Below are 15,260 nucleotides of genomic sequence, written 5' to 3'. Positions count from 1 at the left end.
AGAAATCGTTTTACAATACCCTATATAATTCATTGCTAGTTCTAGCCTACTTATAAAAATCTTCGCGGATTTTCTAATCGGTTTTTATTCCTTAAATTAGTTTTATAAACCATCCATACCCTAAAACCTAACCAAACCTCATGAAAAAAGCACTCATACTCCTCATAGTACTTCTCGCTTCAAACATCGCAAGCGCACAGTTTGTAAAGGAAAAATCAATAAATGCCCTCATCGGATACGGCATTAGTGTCCCTTATAACAGCATAGATGACGTAGCTGATCGGCGGTCTGTTGTTACAAGGAGAATTCGTACTAAAAGTCAGTTCTTGGTTTGAATTAAGACCTTATGCTGGTGTGATCATAACCAATTCCAATGGCGAAGACTTAAACAATAATCCCACTGATGAAATAGCAGAATCCAAAGCCTTTTTACTTGGAGGAAAAGCACGACTTAGAGCACCAATTCCTTGGGTAGCTCCCTATCTTGAACTAGGAATAGGCACGTCCATCGGTAAATTTCAAACCTTCACATACTACGATGATATTGATAAAGGCGGCATCATTTATCACATCCCGTTTGCAATCGGACTAGAATTAGGAAAAAACAATAATGTTGATGTAGGATTCACCTATTACTTTCAACCTTCTGTTAAGCAGTTTGTTGGAGCTATGGCGGTAGGAATCACAATTCCGTTATAATAAAATGAGCTGTTAAACCGCCTTTCCAAATTAATACCTCAACTCATCAAGTCAAACTAGCGTTATACTAAAATGCTCCCTTTTTCATGCAAAAAAAACACATCTCAAAATACAGGTTATAGCGTGGTTATAGCATGCTTATACTATGGTTAAACTAAGGTTAAAGCGAGTGATATAAAGGTCTTGAACGGTTTTACCCCAAATCACAAATAATTCACACACTAACTCAAATCATCAACCTGTAACACAACCACAGAAGTCTTACAATACGATTCGATGCAATGGAAAAATCTTCTTAACTTTACATTTACGAATTCTTGAAATAGCCATTATGAAAAACACCCTCCTTATTCTAAGTTTAATACTGACCAGCAACTTTATAAACGCACAAAAAACGATGACTCCAGAATTATTATGGCAAGTAGAACGCCTTAGTGTTATGGGTTTAGATAGCGAAGGGTCTACCCTATTTTTCATCGTAAAAACACCAAACATAAGCGACAATAGTTACGATTCCAAATACTTTAAAATGCCTGTAGATGGTGGCACGATCGTCGAAATTAAAAAGGAAGATGTTAAAGCGACCGACAAAAATGTATCGACAGATGGCAACCATGAATTATATAATGCTGAAGTTCAAATTGAAGCTATTAAAGGCACAGACGTTTATAAGAATCTAGACAAGTCTGATGTGTATATATTTTCAGACTTAGACATTCGCCATTGGGATACTTGGAGCGATGGTAGCTTCAACCATTTGTTTTATAAAAAAGTAGGATCAGAAGACGCCACAGGAATCGACATTATGCCTAACGAACCTTACCACACACCTCAAAAACCGTTTGGTGGTGATGAAGATTATATCTGGTCGCCAGACAGCAAAGCGATTTACTACGTCAGCAAAAAACTAAAGGTAAAGCCTATTCTACCAGTACCAATACGGACATTTACAAATACAACTTAGCCACTAAAACCACGGAGAACATTACAGAAGATAACAAAGGCTACGATACCAATCCCGCGTTCTCATCAATTGGTGCATTGGCGTGGTTACAAATGAAAACCGATGGATACGAAAGCGATAAAAACGACATCATTGTTTTAAACAACGGCATAAAACAGAATTTAACTCAACAATGGGATGGCACGGTAAGAAGCTTTACATGGAGTAACGACGGAAATCATGTGTATTTTACAGCAGCTGTAGATGGGACTATTCAACTTTTTAAAGTGAATTATCCGGGTAAAAAACGTATCGCTCCGGTAGTAGAACAACTTTCTAAAGGTCAGTTTGATGTCACCAGTATTATCGCTCAAAAAGATAATACGCTTTTAGTGACAAGAACAGACATGAACCATGCTGCTGATATTTTTAGTTTCAACTTAAAGAACAACAACTTTAAGCAATTAACTGACATCAATAAAGACTTATACGCTAGTGTCGATTTACCTAAAGTTGAGAAACGTTACGTCACCACAACAGACGGCAAGCAAATGTTAGTTTGGGTTATTTTACCTCCTAATTTTGATGCGACAAAAAAATACCCAACCTTATTATATGCGCAAGGTGGTCCACAATCTCCATTATCTCAGTTTTATTCGTACCGTTGGAATTTCCAACTCATGGCGTCACAAGGCTATATTGTCGTAGCACCTAACCGTCGTGGTATGCCAGGACATGGAGTAAAATGGAATGAAGATATTAGTAAAAATTGGGGAGGCCAAGTCATAGACGATTACCTGTCTGCTATTGATGCTATCGCAAAAGAACCGTATGTAGATAACGACCGATTGGGAGCCATTGGTGCTAGTTTTGGTGGGTATTCGGTTTTTTATTTAGCAGGAATTCACAACAATCGCTTTAAAACATTCATTTCTCACGATGGTGTTTTTGATACCAGAAGCATGTATGGTACAACAGAAGAATTATTCTTCGTTAACCACGATTTTGGAGGTAACTATTGGGATACAACCAATGACGCTGCACAAAAGGCTTATAATGAATTTAATCCTGTAAACAAGGTGGCAGAATGGAATACTCCGATGTTAATTATTCAAGGAGGAAAAGATTATCGTGTGCCAATTGAGCAAGGATTAGCTGCTTACCAAACGGCACAACTGCTCGGTTTAAAAAGTAAGTTATTATATTTCCCTGAAGAAAACCATTGGGTATTAAACCCTCAAAATGCACTAGTTTGGCAACACGAATTTTTTTAAGTGGTTGAAGGAAACCTTATAATATGTCTTACCTTTTAAGCATAAACTGAATTTATTATAACTAACCAACGTCCATAATGAGAAATATAGTAGCAACCATAATTGGTTTTATTGCAGCATCACTAACCGTTTACATTATTGAAAATCTTATTGGTCATAATTTATTTCCGTTACCAGTTGGTGCAGATCCTTTAAATATGGAATGGCTAAGCAACAACATGAATTTGATTCCTGTTGGCATAAAAATATGTGTTGTTATTGCACATTTTGCAGGTGTTATCGTCGGCATGCTAGTCGCTGCTAAAATTTCTAAGCAAAGTATGGTACCAAGTTATATTGTTGGAGCGCTAATGCTTGCTGCTACATTTTTTAATATTATTATGTTACCAAAAGAACTATGGTTTACGCTTTCAGATGGCGTATTTGCTATAGTAGGCTTCATTTTGGGACATATTCTGACTAAAAAACAGATAAACAAGAATTTTTAATAGACGCGTACTATCAGAATTATACGCTTATTTAAAATGTAAACCCAATTCTAATTCCACCCCATTTTGCTGAGGATCCAGTTTCAAATTCTCTAGTGATGGCAGATCTGGTATATTCAAAATATAGGCTTTTCGTTTTTAATACGAGCCCATAATTGAATTGTGCTGTAAATCGCTCCACGTCACCAGAGGCAATCGAATATGGACTATCTGTAGTAATCAAACCACCTTGCAAAGTGGCATCATATCCAACAACACTAACCATCGGATGTGCGTAAGCATAGAGTTGAAACCCCTTTGTGTTTGGTGAGGAAGAAAACGTTGAGTTTATAATTCCCACGGTACTATGAAACCCAACAGACGCGTTTGTAAATAAGGTACCTAATTGTAAAGACGACTGCGCTTGAAACGTGAATACATCATTATAGTTATACAGCTGTTTCTCATAGTCGATTCTGTAGTTCAATACCACATCATTTTTAATTTGGTTATCCCAACCTCTTGGAATATCGTTTCCTGTGGCTTCATGGATACCAACTTGCATCTCCTTACCAAAAGCACCTGGACCAATTAATCCTAAGCTCAAAGCTTGAGAAAGTTTAGTCTTACGACTTCGGTCTGTGGCCATGGTAAAACTCTTCAACATAATGGCAGATGAAAACGGACGATCCCCAACTTGAATCGCTTCACTGACATAATCATTTGGTGTAAACCCAATATGTTCAATAGCCAAGCCATACTTAGTAGTAACATCTTTAGGCTTAAGGAATAAATGATTCACAGGATTCGTTTCTAAACTAGGCAACACCAATTCAAAACTATAGCCTTGAGTATAATTCTCATCGGTAGCAGCAAAATAATCATTGTCATAATGAAACCTGAAATAACGCTCTTTCTCTATAGATCTGTATGAAACTGCATGGTCTATTTTTTGAGCACACAGACCTAATGGAAGTAAAAGAAGGATGATAATTCGTAGTATATTCATGCAAATACTTACGAGAATACAAGAACTACGGTTTTATCCTTAATTTTGATGTTATTACAAACACCTTAGCATATTTCCATGGCAGATAAAATAAGTTTAAAGGACGCGATTTCTATTGGTATAGGTGGTATGGTTGGTGGTGGTATTTTTGCCGTTCTCGGATTAGCCGTTTCTATCGCACATGGCGGAACACCTGTAGCCTTTTTATGTGCTGGCCTTTTGGCTTTAATTACATCCTATAGCTACGTCAAACTATCGCAACACTATCCTGACCGAGGTGGCACCGTAAAGTTTATAAACCAAGGCTTTGGGGTGTCTATTTTTAGTGGTGCCATTAATAACTTACTCTGGGTCAGTTATATAATTATGCTCTCGCTCTACGCTTCTGCTTTTGGCTCTTACGCACCTAATTTATTAGAACTGACATCAAACAAAACAGTCGATTTTCATATTTATGCCAGTGCCATTATCATCCTTGCCACTGCCATAAATTATTATAGTATTGCCGTCGTTGGAAAGATAGAATCCTACGCCGTCATCATAAAACTAATTATACTTTTCGGTTTTATAGCTGTTGGAGCTTATGGTCTCATAGGAAACCCTAACCTATCACAATTGGCCATTTCGCATTGGGAATCTCCAGTACAACTATTTGCTGCAGGCATGGTGATTTTCGTAGCCTACGAAGGTTTTGAACTTATTGCGAATGCAGCTCCAGATATTATCAATCCAAAAAAGAACATCCCAAGGGCATATTATGGCTCTGTTATTTTTGTTATTGTATTATACATTATCATTGCTATAGTCACCGTTGGCTCATTGCCTTTTGACACCATTGCCACGGCAGAAGATTACGTGTTGGCAGAAGCAGCAAAACCGATGTTAGGAGAAATAGGATTTACCATTATTACGGTTGCAGCACTCATCTCTACATTTTCTGCCATCAATGCATCGTTGTATGGAGGTAGTCGTGTTAATTTTGAAATTGCTGAAGATGATGAATTACCACATCACTTTACATCTAAACTTTGGAATCAACCTATTGGTTTATTAATTACAGCTATTGCAACTTTAGTTTTAGTGAATATTTTAGATTTAGAAAGTATATCCACAGCCGGAAGTGTTGGATTCATCATCATTTTTGGCATCGTTAATTTTGTGGGTTTTAAAACCTCTAAAGACACGAGTAGCAATAAAATAATTCCGTTAGTGGGTTGTACGCTTTGCGTATTAGCTTTGGTGATTTTAATTAATCAACAGTACAAATCCAACCTTACAGGCGTGCTCGTTTCTGGGGCAATTATTGCTTTATGCTTTATTGTGGAATGGATTTATAAATCTTCTGAAAAGCGAAGAAAAAGCTAAGACAACTTTAAGAGCAAATTAGGATCAGGACAATTATCTTTATAAAAGGCTAAATCGAGTTGATTACTCACGCCTGGATAATCTCCGCTAAAATCTTGAATATCTTTTATAATCTGAAAGTGTAAATGTGGTGGATAATCGCCATTAACCTCAGCGGTTCCCAGTGTTGCGATTTGGTCTCCTTGGATTACTTCTACTCCAACTTCTAAATCTTGAATTGATGCCAAGCTTAAATGCCCATACAAGGTATAAAATTCAACCCCTTCCATATGATGTTTTAAAATAATCGTTGGTCCATAATCACCATGATTGGTATTGTTTTTAAAACTATGGATTGTCCCATTTAAAGGAGCGTAAATTGGCGTATGGGCTTCTATCCATAAATCCATACCTAAATGAATATTGCGTTCTTCCTCAGAATTTTGTTGATTAAAATAGGTGCTACGTTGGTAGATGCCACGCGTTTCCAAATAACCTCCATAAGCGATTTTGGCAGTATTAGTTTTAATATGATTCCAAATAAAATGTTCTAAATCATCTGAAGAAGATACGTTAACGGCATTTAATTCCGGATTATGAATTGATAAATCGAGTGTAATAAAATCGTTAGAAGTACGATCAGCGTCCAACAGCGAATGTGGTTGGAGTGATTTTAAAAAGGCTTCGAAAGTGAGAAATGACATAAAAACAAAATTTCCATAAAAATAGAAAATCTATCTCATGGAAAACTGAAAGTGAGTTTAATAATAATTTAAAAATCGAAGATTCGTTGTAGTCAATAAGCAATTAGGTTTCGACTGCGCTCAACCTGACATTATAATTACGCCTTAATTAATAATCACGTTACTAAAAGTCACACAAGTCACACCATTGCGAGATCAATTTTACAATTGCCTTTATGGACGTTCATTATTCTGTTTGCATTTTTCAACAATATGAATTTGAAACGTACTGATTTTGGTTTTGGTTTTTGATTGGTTACACATTAAAGACGACACAAAAATTGAAGTGTTGCAAGAATCTTCAAAATATTTTCAATATTATAAGATTTCCATAAAATTCAACGTTTGACATCTATAAAGTTAGGGATTTGAATTATCTTTAAATATTGAATGCATAAGTTTGCATTATAATTTAACCCAAATTATTTAAGATTAACAACTATGTTAAAACGCCTCCTGATTATCTTATCCATTTTAGCATTAGGCTTGCTATTATATTCTGCATTTGTTGAAAACATTTTTTCACCGCGATTGAGTCCGAAAGATTCAGCAGAAATAACACTTAACGATTTAAATTTAAAGGTTGAGTACAACAGACCTTCTAAACGCGATCGTGATGTTTTTGGAGCATTGGTGCCATTCGATAAAGTTTGGAGAACAGGAGCAAATGAAGCAACTACTTTTGAAACTAACCAATCACTAATAATTGATGGTTTAGAATTAAAGAAAGGAAAATATACGATTTGGACCGTACCAATGAAAGACAAGTGGAAAGTAATGTTTAACTCTAAGCAGTATGATTGGGGAGTTGATGAAAAAATGGAACCAATGTGGGATCCTAATTACGATGCGCTTGAGTTTCAAGTTCCAACACAAGAAATAGGTGTTACCGTAGAGCGTTTTACCATTGCTTTTGATAATAAAACAGGGCATCTCAATTTAACCATGGCTTGGGATAATACGCTAATTGAAGTTCCTATTGAACTAAAAAAGGCAAGAACAGAGAAATAAACGGACTTTAGGTGACAAAAAAAACAAGACATACAAATCTGCTTTGCATGAACAAGATGGTGTTCAATCACCAGATAGTTTAAGTCCTAATGTTGCTAAAATCATAAAAGCGAATCGAAAAAAAACCATTTCAGTCGATGATTTGGTTTCTGGTATTCTCTCAGGAAATATAACGGCTTTAAGCAGAGCTATTACCTTAATTGAAAGTACCAATCCTTCACATACTAAAAAAGCAAACGAGATCATAACCAAATGCTTGCCTTATTCTAATACATCTATTAGAATAGGGATTACAGGTGTTCCTGGAGTGGGCAAAAGCACCTTTATTGAAGCTTTTGGAATTCACCTCACATCTTTACAAAAAAAGGTAGCCGTTTTAGCCGTAGACCCTAGTAGTAGTCTAAGTCAAGGTAGTATTCTAGGAGATAAAACTAGAATGGAAGATTTGGTTAAGAACGAAAATGCCTTTATACGCCCTTCCCCTTCCGGAAACTCTTTAGGAGGTGTCGCTAGAAAAACACGCGAAACTATCATTTTATGTGAAGCAGCAGGTTTTGATACCATTGTCATTGAAACTGTTGGAGTTGGACAAAGTGAAACCGCTGTGCATAGCATGGTCGATTTCTTTTTGTTACTAAAATTAGCTGGTGCCGGAGATGAATTACAAGGCATTAAACGCGGTATTATAGAAATGGCCGATGCTATTGTGATTAATAAAGCTGATGGTGAAAATTTAAAAGCCGCTAAATTAGCTAAGGTAGAATTTAATAGGGCGTTGCATTTATATCCTGCTAAGTATTCTGAATGGTCTCCAAAAGTATCGTTATGTAGTGCACTAAAACGCGAAGGCATAGCTGAAGTTTGGAACATGATTGAAGATTATATCAAAACCACATCAGAAAATAAGTATTTTGACACCAATAGAAACAATCAGAATAAATTTTGGTTGCTTCAAACTATTGAAGACCGCTTAAAATCTGATTTCTACAACGCTTCCAAAATTAAAATGGAATTACCTCAACAAATCAAACTGGTTGAAGTTGGAAAAACAACGCCATTTGCTGCTGCAGAATACTTGCTTTCTCTTTAATTAGCGTATCAAAACAACTACTGAAAATAATGAAACAGACTGAGATTAGTATTGGTTTAGCGATACTCCTATTAATGGTATTGCGATTATGTTTTACGTACCCTTATGCCGCTCTACTTATTACGCTATTGACGCTACTATTATCAATACTTTACTTTGTTTTTAGCTTCGGTCTTTTAAATCAAATTAGATTTAGAAATTTATTTAAAAAGGAATCTTATAAAGACATTAGCATATTACGCTTAATTGGTGCTATCGGAACTGGCCTTATTTTATCAATACTTCCAATAAGTATTCTATTTAAGTTTCAAGGTTGGCCTTATGGTAATATCATATTATTGATAGGATTAGTCAGCTTATTACCAATAATTGCTATTGTCATTTTTAAATTTTTCACACATAAAAACAGATTTTACAAAACACTTCTAATTCATCTTTCCATAATTTCTGCCGTTGGCATCTTGTTTTTCTTCATAAAACCGGAAACACTTTTAGAGCTAAAATTCAGAGATTCCCCAGAGTATGTTGAAGCGGTAAAAAACGAAATGAAAGATCCTGAGAATTTAGAATTACAGGAAATAACAGATAAGGTAAGACTAAAAATGGAATCCACAGAGTAATACCATTTACTTTAAATCATAAGATTTGCGCTGTAACACAAAAAAACGATATTTTTGTGCCGACAAAGCAATATAGCGCATGACGTATCAATTCACTATTATAGTTCCCGTTTATAATGAAGAAGAAAATTTAGAACGTGTAGAATCGGAACTTTTAAAATATCTTAAAATCGCTACGGTTAGTACGTCTATACTTTTTGTAAATGATGGCTCTAGCGATAATAGTCAAGCTTTAATTGAAGCTATTTGCGAACGTAACGACGCTTTTGAATACATCTTATTTAAAGAAAATAGGGGCTTAAGTGCTGCTATAAAAGCAGGTTTTGATCATGTGGATTCAGAACTAGTTGGTTATATCGATTCCGATTTACAAACGGCGCCTGAAGATTTTAATATCCTTTTAGAACATATAAATTCTTATGAATTGGTTACAGGGGTACGCTCTAACCGAAAAGATTCATTTGTTAAGAATATGTCCTCTAAAATTGCCAACGGAATACGTCGCGCTTTTACACACGACGGTATGGACGATACCGGCTGTCCTCTTAAAGTTATAAGAACCGATTATGCAAAACGCATTCCTATGTTTAGAGGGTTACATCGTTTTTTACCAGCAATGATTATGCTACAACATGGACGTGTCACACAGATTACGGTGCAACATTTTCCTAGAATGGCTGGTACAGCAAAATTTGGCGTTTGGAATCGATTGCTTGGACCATTAATGGATTGTTTTGCTTATCTGTGGATGAAGAAAAAGTATATCAATTACGAGGTAGCAAAATCAAGCAAACAAAAGCTCTAATTTGAAAGACTGGATAATTTACAGTATTGGATTTTTAGCCCAGATTCTATTTTCTTCGCGGCTTATTATACAATGGATAACTTCTGAAAAGCAACGAAAAGTTATCACTCCAAAAACCTTTTGGACGCTGAGTTTAATTGCTTCATTTTTATTATTTATCTATGGTTATTTACGTTTAGACTTTGCTATTATGTTAGGTCAGAGTTTAACGTATTTCATATACATTCGGAATTTACAACTACAAGGTCAGTGGCAAAAATTCCCAAAGATTGTACAGTATCTGCTTTTTATTGTTCCCATTTTAATTGTTGTATTCTATTATAATAACAATCAAATAGATGTAGAACTACTCTTTCAAAATGCCGATATTCCAACTTGGTTATTGGTTTTAGGAATTGTAGCACAAGTCATATTCACACTGCGTTTTGTGTATCAGTGGATTCATTCTGAACGCAACAAAGAATCGACTTTACCAATGGGATTTTGGGTTTTGAGCTTAATTGGTGCAGGTTTAATATTAACTTATGCTATTATAAGAAAAGATCCCGTACTGTTTGTAGGTCATTTGTTTGGTTTAGTGATCTACGCTCGTAACGCTTATTTAATTAGACATACGAATGATTAAGCTCATTGAAAAATATCCGATACTCAGTCTTTTACTTTTTGTAATTGTAATGCTTGGTTTTACTATAGATGCAATTCCGGTAACCATTATGGAAGCCCGAAATTTTATTTCTGCAAGAGAAATGCTCTCTGATAATAATTGGATTTTAACCACAATGAATGGTGAAGCCCGTTATCAAAAACCACCATTACCCACTTGGATTACAGCTGTTTTTGGTTATATATTTGGTATAACATCTGTTTTGGCTTTACGCTGGCCAGCACTACTTTTTGTGGCAAGTATTGGGATTTCAACTTACCTTCTATCAAAAAAATTAGAGCTAACTAAATCCCATAGTTTAATCAATGGATTTATAGCATTGACGTCTTTTTATATCATAGGTATTACGATTGAGGCACCTTGGGATATTTATACACATGGTTTTATGTTGATGGCTTTGTATCAACTATTTCTTCTGTTCCAAAATCAAAAAACTACAATTCTAAGAAGTTTACTCTTTGTATTGTTTTTAGCGGGTTCGGTGTTATCTAAAGGGCCTGTTTCGCTTTATGTACTTTTCTTACCTTTTATAATTGCGTATGGTGTAGCTTTTAAATTTAAAGGAGGAACGCTTCATTTTTTAAAATTATTTAGCCTTTTAGTTTTTGGAATTGTTTTAGGAGGATGGTGGTACCTGCATGTTAGAGTTGCAGACCCTGAAACCTTTTCTGCCATTGCACAACGCGAAACTTCAAATTGGCACAGTTACAATGTAAGGCCGTTTTATTATTACTGGAGCTTCTTTATTCAGAGTGGTTTGTGGACAGTTCCTGCATTTATTAGTTTATTGTATCCTTATTTAAAAACAAGAGTCACTAATCTAAAAGCGTATCGTTTCACTTTCTTTTGGACGATTTTTGCCGTCATTTTATTATCTGTAATTCCTGAAAAGAAATCGCGTTATTTAATGCCCGTATTAATTCCACTAGCCTTAAATATTGGATTTTATATGGAGTATTTAATTCGGGAATTCAAGAATTTAAAGGATAAAAAGAAACGATTCCTGTATATTTTCAATTTGGTTTAATAGGTACTATAGCTCTACTTTTTTGGATAGCTGGTTTCTTCTTAGGACCGTTTTTAACAGGAATTGTTCTAGCAAGATTTATCGTTTCAGCTATCGTTTTAGCCATTATCGGTTTCTTCATCTTTAAGCATCTAAGGGCTAAAAACATTAAAACGACGTTCTATTTAATCATAGCGTTTATGCTTAGTATAGGTGTTTTGGTTTTACCTTTAGCACAAGTGCAGTCGCAAGCAGATTACAAACCACTTTCTGAATTAGCATCAGATAACATTTCGCTATACACCTTAGATGGTCTCTCACCTGAAGCCATTTATAATTATGGTAAAAAAATTCCGAGTATTAAAACTGAAGAAGGTATAGAACTTCCGAAAGAAAAGGAATTCAGACTACTAACGTCAACAACAAACCCTGAAAATATTGACGAATTAGCGAAGCTTTATACTATTGAATTTATGGCTACTTACGATCTGAATTTTTCTGATAGAGGTCACAAATCGCGATTAGTAAATCAACTATACAAGCTTACTTTGAAATAAATCTATTTATCAGATATAGATTTAACTTATAAAATCCAAAGCCAGCAATAGCACCAAAGCTTAAGCCACAGATTAAATCTAAAGGGTAATGAACTCCAACATAAATACGGCTATAAGCAACAATTAGGCTCCAAATAATTAGCACATAGATAAGGTTCTTAAAATATGGCCTTAATAACAAGCCTGCAAAAATTGCGGTTGACATTGAGTTAGAAGCATGGCCTGAGAAAAAGCCATATTTACCACAGCGTGGTGCTATATAACGGGCTAAATCCATAACACCTTCTGCTCTACAAGGTCTTGGTCGTTGAAACGTATCCTTAAAAAGATTGGTCATTTGATCTGTAAAAGCAATCATACCTGCAATTACAAATACCATTAACAACAAGGCTTTTAGACCAAATCTCTTGTAAATTACAAATAACAATACAGCGTACAATGGTATTGAAGTGAATTTATTGGTGATTACCAACCATAAACCGTCCCATGTATCAGACCCTAAATTATTGAGGTATATAAAAAGTTCTTTATCGTACTGTAAAATTTGTTCAAGCATTAATCGTCGTATCTCGCAATTTCTCTATCGTAAAAGTCTGTAGCTTGCTGAATATAGTTTTCAGTTTCAGTTTCTAATTCCTTTTCATCGTGCTGATCAAATTCTTCAAACCATTCGACTTCATCATCTTCTAGATTAATGATAAAACGAGGAAATTCAGTATGTATGATAAATATGGCATTAGGATAATCTGTATTGTCTCCTAATATGAATTTTGGTAATTCCATTTTTTTTGAATTTTGTGTTTGAAAGTCTTCAGTTTTTCAACTTAAGCTGCAAATATATAGATTTTGAATGAGCTACTCGAGTAATATTGAAATATCGAAATACTCATAAAGATTAGGCCTTAATTTGATGATTTCATTATAAGTTTTTTAGTCAGTAGATTAAACCGAATAAACAAAAGAATAGCAGCAACAGTTAAACCTGCAATGAGTCCAATCCAAATTCCAAGGCTTCCATAAGCTTCTGCTTTTCCTAAATAATAACTAATAGGAAAACCAACAACCCAATACGAAATAAAGGTAATTATAGTTGGTATTTTTACATCTTGTAAACCACGCAAAGCACCTAGAGCAATAACTTGAAGACTATCACTTATCTGAAAAACGGCTGCTGTTAATAATAATGTTGCTGCAATTTTAACCACTTCTGCTGTATCTACTGCATTTTCAGGATCATCTAAATCCACATATAAATCTGGAAGTAATTGATGAAACGCCACAAAGAGTAAAGCAAAAATTACCGCGAAAATAAACCCAACAAAAAATATAGATTCAGCAATACGTTTTAAAGCTGTAAAATCTTTTAATCCTTTTTGGTTTCCGACTCTAACCATTGCCGCAACGCTCAATCCGGTTGCTACCATAAACGTCATTGACGATAGGTTTAATGCGATTTGATTAGCAGCTTGTGCATTAGCTCCTAGAGTTCCACTCAACCAAATGGCTGCCGTAAAAATACCGACTTCAAAAAACATTTGCATCGCACTTGGCAATCCTAAATTGCTTAGTTTTCTCATAGGTTCTTTACTTAATTCAAAGAACTTTATGTTAGTTACATAGGCTTTTGATTTTTCTCGTTTAGCTAGTAACCACCACAAATAAGCCACCATAACGAAACGGGAAACTAAAGTCCCAACGGCAGCACCAACAATTCCCATTTCAGGAAAACCAAACTTTCCGAAAATCAAAACATAATTAATCGCAACGTTGAGTAAGTTAGCAACTATTGTAGCATACATTGGATATTTTGTTAGCGATAAACCATCACTAAATTGCTTAAATGCCTGAAAAATTATCAATGGTACTAATGAAAACGCTACCAAATCTAAATACGGAATAGCTAAATCTACCACTTCTTCTGGCTGATCCATAATGTACATTAAAGGCTTAGCAAATAATAAGATCCCGAATAAAACTAAACCTAAAACCGTGCAAAGAAAAAGACCATGTTTAAACATTGATTTTCCTTTTTCGAAATTCCCTTCCGTATCGGCTTCTGCCACTAAAGGTGTAATTGCTGTAGAAAATCCAATTCCTATAGACATAGCTATAAAAATAAAGCTGTTACCTAAAGATACTGCTGCTAATTCTGTTGCCCCTAATTGGCCAACCATGATGTTATCTATAAAACTCACAAAAGTATGACCAAGCATCCCCAACATCACAGGAGATGCGAGTTTAAGATTATATCTAAATTCTTTAGTGTAGTTGCTTAAAACCATGGCGCAAAAGTAATACTTCCATTTAGTTTTAAGAATGAATTATTTAGTAAATAATAGGTGTCTTTAAAATTTTAATAGGACGCTATTAACATCTAAAATTAAAGGCTATTAATCAATTCTTTTCGCTTGAGTTAAAAAAGATAAACCTTGCTGACCAGATGTGGATGTCATGACTCCTTCAAAAATAGGTTCTGGAGAATTTTTAGGTGTTTTCCAATCAAAAATAAAATTACCACCTGTACCACCTGCTATATCAACCTCATTAATAACGATATCCAAAGTTTCCATTGGAGTTAAGTAAACAGGCTTATCAAAATACGTTTTTAATAAGGTGCCATGCGTATCAAAGTAATCTACTTTAGATAAGTACATAGTGTCTTTAGCGCTTGTATTTCTAATACTAATCATAGCAGTGAGATTATACATTTTATGCTGAGAATAGCTATAAATTTGAGAATAAACGGATAGATATGATTTACCTGATTCTAAAGAATCTGTAAGTTTAATATTTGCTTGTCTTGCACTCCAATTAATTTTTTCATACCCGTCATCATTGAACGCTTCATTACAAGAATAAAAACTATAAAACACGACTAATAAAACTATTATTCTTTTCATGATGTGATAATTTGATTGCTTATAAAACTTATTGATTCGCATTATTTTAAACACTTAATGATACTGATAAATTATAAAGTTACAAATAAAACTTAAACAATATTATTAGTTAAGCTGAAGTGCAATAC

General features: G+C 34.7%; 17 protein-coding genes and 1 pseudogene. 11 read left to right on the top strand and 7 right to left on the bottom strand.

Annotated elements, in window-relative coordinates; translation table 11 throughout:
* The first annotated feature begins 291 nt into the window (after positions 1-291).
* The 3 genes and pseudogenes from ADIWIN_RS13870 (at position 292) to ADIWIN_RS13860 (ending at position 3,404) form a co-directional block, all read left to right on the top strand.
* Positions 292-699: a hypothetical protein gene (locus tag ADIWIN_RS13870; protein WP_020896778.1), complete on the top strand. Its 408-nt coding sequence runs from the start codon at positions 292-294 to the stop codon at positions 697-699.
* 331 nt (positions 700-1,030) lie between these two features.
* Positions 1,031-2,938, top strand: a pseudogene (locus ADIWIN_RS13865) (S9 family peptidase).
* A 55-nt stretch (positions 2,939-2,993) separates the two neighbouring features.
* Complete coding sequence (locus tag ADIWIN_RS13860; RefSeq protein WP_020896775.1) at positions 2,994-3,404, top strand: hypothetical protein; 411 nt, start codon at positions 2,994-2,996, stop codon at positions 3,402-3,404.
* A 31-nt stretch (positions 3,405-3,435) separates the two neighbouring features.
* On the opposite strand, the gene ADIWIN_RS13855 is transcribed toward ADIWIN_RS13860, so the two are convergent.
* Positions 3,436-4,392 (bottom strand): lipid A deacylase LpxR family protein, encoded by a 957-nt coding sequence (locus ADIWIN_RS13855; protein WP_040757382.1) that lies wholly within the window; start codon positions 4,390-4,392, stop codon positions 3,436-3,438.
* A gap of 78 nt (positions 4,393-4,470) precedes the next feature.
* On the opposite strand from ADIWIN_RS13855, the gene ADIWIN_RS13850 reads away from it, so the two are divergent.
* Entirely contained in the window at positions 4,471-5,757 is a 1,287-nt protein-coding gene (locus tag ADIWIN_RS13850; RefSeq protein WP_020896773.1) for an APC family permease, read from the top strand.
* Here ADIWIN_RS13850 and ADIWIN_RS13845 read toward each other — a convergent pair.
* Positions 5,754-6,440 carry a peptidoglycan DD-metalloendopeptidase family protein gene (locus tag ADIWIN_RS13845; RefSeq protein ID WP_020896772.1) on the bottom strand — a complete coding sequence of 229 codons (687 nt, stop codon included), beginning with the start codon at positions 6,438-6,440 and terminating at the stop codon, positions 5,754-5,756. The genes ADIWIN_RS13850 and ADIWIN_RS13845 overlap by 4 nt on opposite strands.
* A gap of 480 nt (positions 6,441-6,920) precedes the next feature.
* Here ADIWIN_RS13845 and ADIWIN_RS13840 point away from each other — a divergent pair, with 480 nt between their 5' ends.
* The 6 genes from ADIWIN_RS13840 (at position 6,921) to ADIWIN_RS13815 (ending at position 11,696) form a co-directional block, all read left to right on the top strand.
* Positions 6,921-7,490: a DUF2911 domain-containing protein gene (locus tag ADIWIN_RS13840; RefSeq protein WP_020896770.1), complete on the top strand. Its 570-nt coding sequence runs from the start codon at positions 6,921-6,923 to the stop codon at positions 7,488-7,490.
* A gap of 43 nt (positions 7,491-7,533) precedes the next feature.
* Complete coding sequence (gene meaB, locus ADIWIN_RS13835) at positions 7,534-8,580, top strand: methylmalonyl Co-A mutase-associated GTPase MeaB (RefSeq protein WP_020896769.1); 1,047 nt, start codon at positions 7,534-7,536, stop codon at positions 8,578-8,580.
* 29 nt (positions 8,581-8,609) lie between these two features.
* Positions 8,610-9,200 carry a hypothetical protein gene (locus ADIWIN_RS13830; RefSeq protein WP_020896768.1) on the top strand — a complete coding sequence of 197 codons (591 nt, stop codon included), beginning with the start codon at positions 8,610-8,612 and terminating at the stop codon, positions 9,198-9,200.
* 79 nt (positions 9,201-9,279) lie between these two features.
* Entirely contained in the window at positions 9,280-10,005 is a 726-nt protein-coding gene (locus ADIWIN_RS13825) for a glycosyltransferase family 2 protein (protein ID WP_020896767.1), read from the top strand.
* A gap of 1 nt (position 10,006) precedes the next feature.
* Positions 10,007-10,630 carry a lipid-A-disaccharide synthase N-terminal domain-containing protein gene (locus ADIWIN_RS13820; protein WP_020896766.1) on the top strand — a complete coding sequence of 208 codons (624 nt, stop codon included), beginning with the start codon at positions 10,007-10,009 and terminating at the stop codon, positions 10,628-10,630.
* Positions 10,623-11,696 (top strand): ArnT family glycosyltransferase, encoded by a 1,074-nt coding sequence (locus ADIWIN_RS13815; protein ID WP_020896765.1) that lies wholly within the window; start codon positions 10,623-10,625, stop codon positions 11,694-11,696. The genes ADIWIN_RS13820 and ADIWIN_RS13815 overlap by 8 nt, the downstream gene beginning before the upstream one ends.
* On the opposite strand, the gene ADIWIN_RS21675 is transcribed toward ADIWIN_RS13815, so the two are convergent.
* Positions 11,683-11,817: a hypothetical protein gene (locus ADIWIN_RS21675; RefSeq protein WP_262507766.1), complete on the bottom strand. Its 135-nt coding sequence runs from the start codon at positions 11,815-11,817 to the stop codon at positions 11,683-11,685. The genes ADIWIN_RS13815 and ADIWIN_RS21675 overlap by 14 nt on opposite strands.
* A gap of 58 nt (positions 11,818-11,875) precedes the next feature.
* On the opposite strand from ADIWIN_RS21675, the gene ADIWIN_RS21450 reads away from it, so the two are divergent.
* Entirely contained in the window at positions 11,876-12,232 is a 357-nt protein-coding gene (locus ADIWIN_RS21450; protein ID WP_020896764.1) for a hypothetical protein, read from the top strand.
* Here the strand turns inward: ADIWIN_RS21450 and ADIWIN_RS13810 are convergent.
* The 4 genes from ADIWIN_RS13810 to ADIWIN_RS13795 form a co-directional block, all read right to left on the bottom strand.
* Positions 12,219-12,788, bottom strand: a complete 570-nt coding sequence (locus ADIWIN_RS13810; protein ID WP_020896763.1) for a phosphatase PAP2 family protein — start codon at positions 12,786-12,788, stop codon at positions 12,219-12,221. The genes ADIWIN_RS21450 and ADIWIN_RS13810 overlap by 14 nt on opposite strands.
* Positions 12,788-13,015, bottom strand: coding sequence for a DUF8828 family protein (locus tag ADIWIN_RS13805; protein ID WP_020896762.1), 228 nt, complete (start codon positions 13,013-13,015; stop codon positions 12,788-12,790). The genes ADIWIN_RS13810 and ADIWIN_RS13805 overlap by 1 nt, the downstream gene beginning before the upstream one ends.
* Positions 13,016-13,134: 119 nt before the next feature.
* Complete coding sequence (locus ADIWIN_RS13800) at positions 13,135-14,514, bottom strand: MATE family efflux transporter (protein WP_020896761.1); 1,380 nt, start codon at positions 14,512-14,514, stop codon at positions 13,135-13,137.
* Between the two features lie 108 nt (positions 14,515-14,622).
* Positions 14,623-15,132, bottom strand: coding sequence for a DUF3124 domain-containing protein (locus ADIWIN_RS13795; protein WP_020896760.1), 510 nt, complete (start codon positions 15,130-15,132; stop codon positions 14,623-14,625).
* Between the last annotated feature and the right edge of the window lie 128 nt (positions 15,133-15,260).

Source organism: Winogradskyella psychrotolerans RS-3 (assembly GCF_000427335.1).
Taxonomy (GTDB): Bacteria; Bacteroidota; Bacteroidia; order Flavobacteriales; family Flavobacteriaceae; genus Winogradskyella; species Winogradskyella psychrotolerans.
This window is presented reverse-complemented; position numbering and strand designations above follow the sequence as displayed.

What these genes read in the sequence shown, in the direction of transcription:
- ADIWIN_RS13805 (WP_020896762.1), bottom strand. Translation starts at nt 13,015, where the DNA reads ATGGAATTACCAAAATTCATATTAGGAGACAATACAGATTATCCTAAT.
- ADIWIN_RS21450 (WP_020896764.1), top strand. Translation starts at nt 11,876, where the DNA reads ATGCTTAGTATAGGTGTTTTGGTTTTACCTTTAGCACAAGTGCAGTCG.
- ADIWIN_RS13825 (WP_020896767.1), top strand. Translation starts at nt 9,280, where the DNA reads ATGACGTATCAATTCACTATTATAGTTCCCGTTTATAATGAAGAAGAA.
- ADIWIN_RS13855 (WP_040757382.1), bottom strand. Translation starts at nt 4,392, where the DNA reads ATGAATATACTACGAATTATCATCCTTCTTTTACTTCCATTAGGTCTG.
- ADIWIN_RS13860 (WP_020896775.1), top strand. Translation starts at nt 2,994, where the DNA reads ATGAGAAATATAGTAGCAACCATAATTGGTTTTATTGCAGCATCACTA.
- ADIWIN_RS13800 (WP_020896761.1), bottom strand. Translation starts at nt 14,514, where the DNA reads ATGGTTTTAAGCAACTACACTAAAGAATTTAGATATAATCTTAAACTC.
- ADIWIN_RS13810 (WP_020896763.1), bottom strand. Translation starts at nt 12,788, where the DNA reads ATGCTTGAACAAATTTTACAGTACGATAAAGAACTTTTTATATACCTC.
- ADIWIN_RS13840 (WP_020896770.1), top strand. Translation starts at nt 6,921, where the DNA reads ATGTTAAAACGCCTCCTGATTATCTTATCCATTTTAGCATTAGGCTTG.
- ADIWIN_RS13815 (WP_020896765.1), top strand. Translation starts at nt 10,623, where the DNA reads ATGATTAAGCTCATTGAAAAATATCCGATACTCAGTCTTTTACTTTTT.
- ADIWIN_RS21675 (WP_262507766.1), bottom strand. Translation starts at nt 11,817, where the DNA reads ATGAAGAAACCGATAATGGCTAAAACGATAGCTGAAACGATAAATCTT.
- ADIWIN_RS13850 (WP_020896773.1), top strand. Translation starts at nt 4,471, where the DNA reads ATGGCAGATAAAATAAGTTTAAAGGACGCGATTTCTATTGGTATAGGT.
- ADIWIN_RS13845 (WP_020896772.1), bottom strand. Translation starts at nt 6,440, where the DNA reads ATGTCATTTCTCACTTTCGAAGCCTTTTTAAAATCACTCCAACCACAT.
- ADIWIN_RS13795 (WP_020896760.1), bottom strand. Translation starts at nt 15,132, where the DNA reads ATGAAAAGAATAATAGTTTTATTAGTCGTGTTTTATAGTTTTTATTCT.
- ADIWIN_RS13830 (WP_020896768.1), top strand. Translation starts at nt 8,610, where the DNA reads ATGAAACAGACTGAGATTAGTATTGGTTTAGCGATACTCCTATTAATG.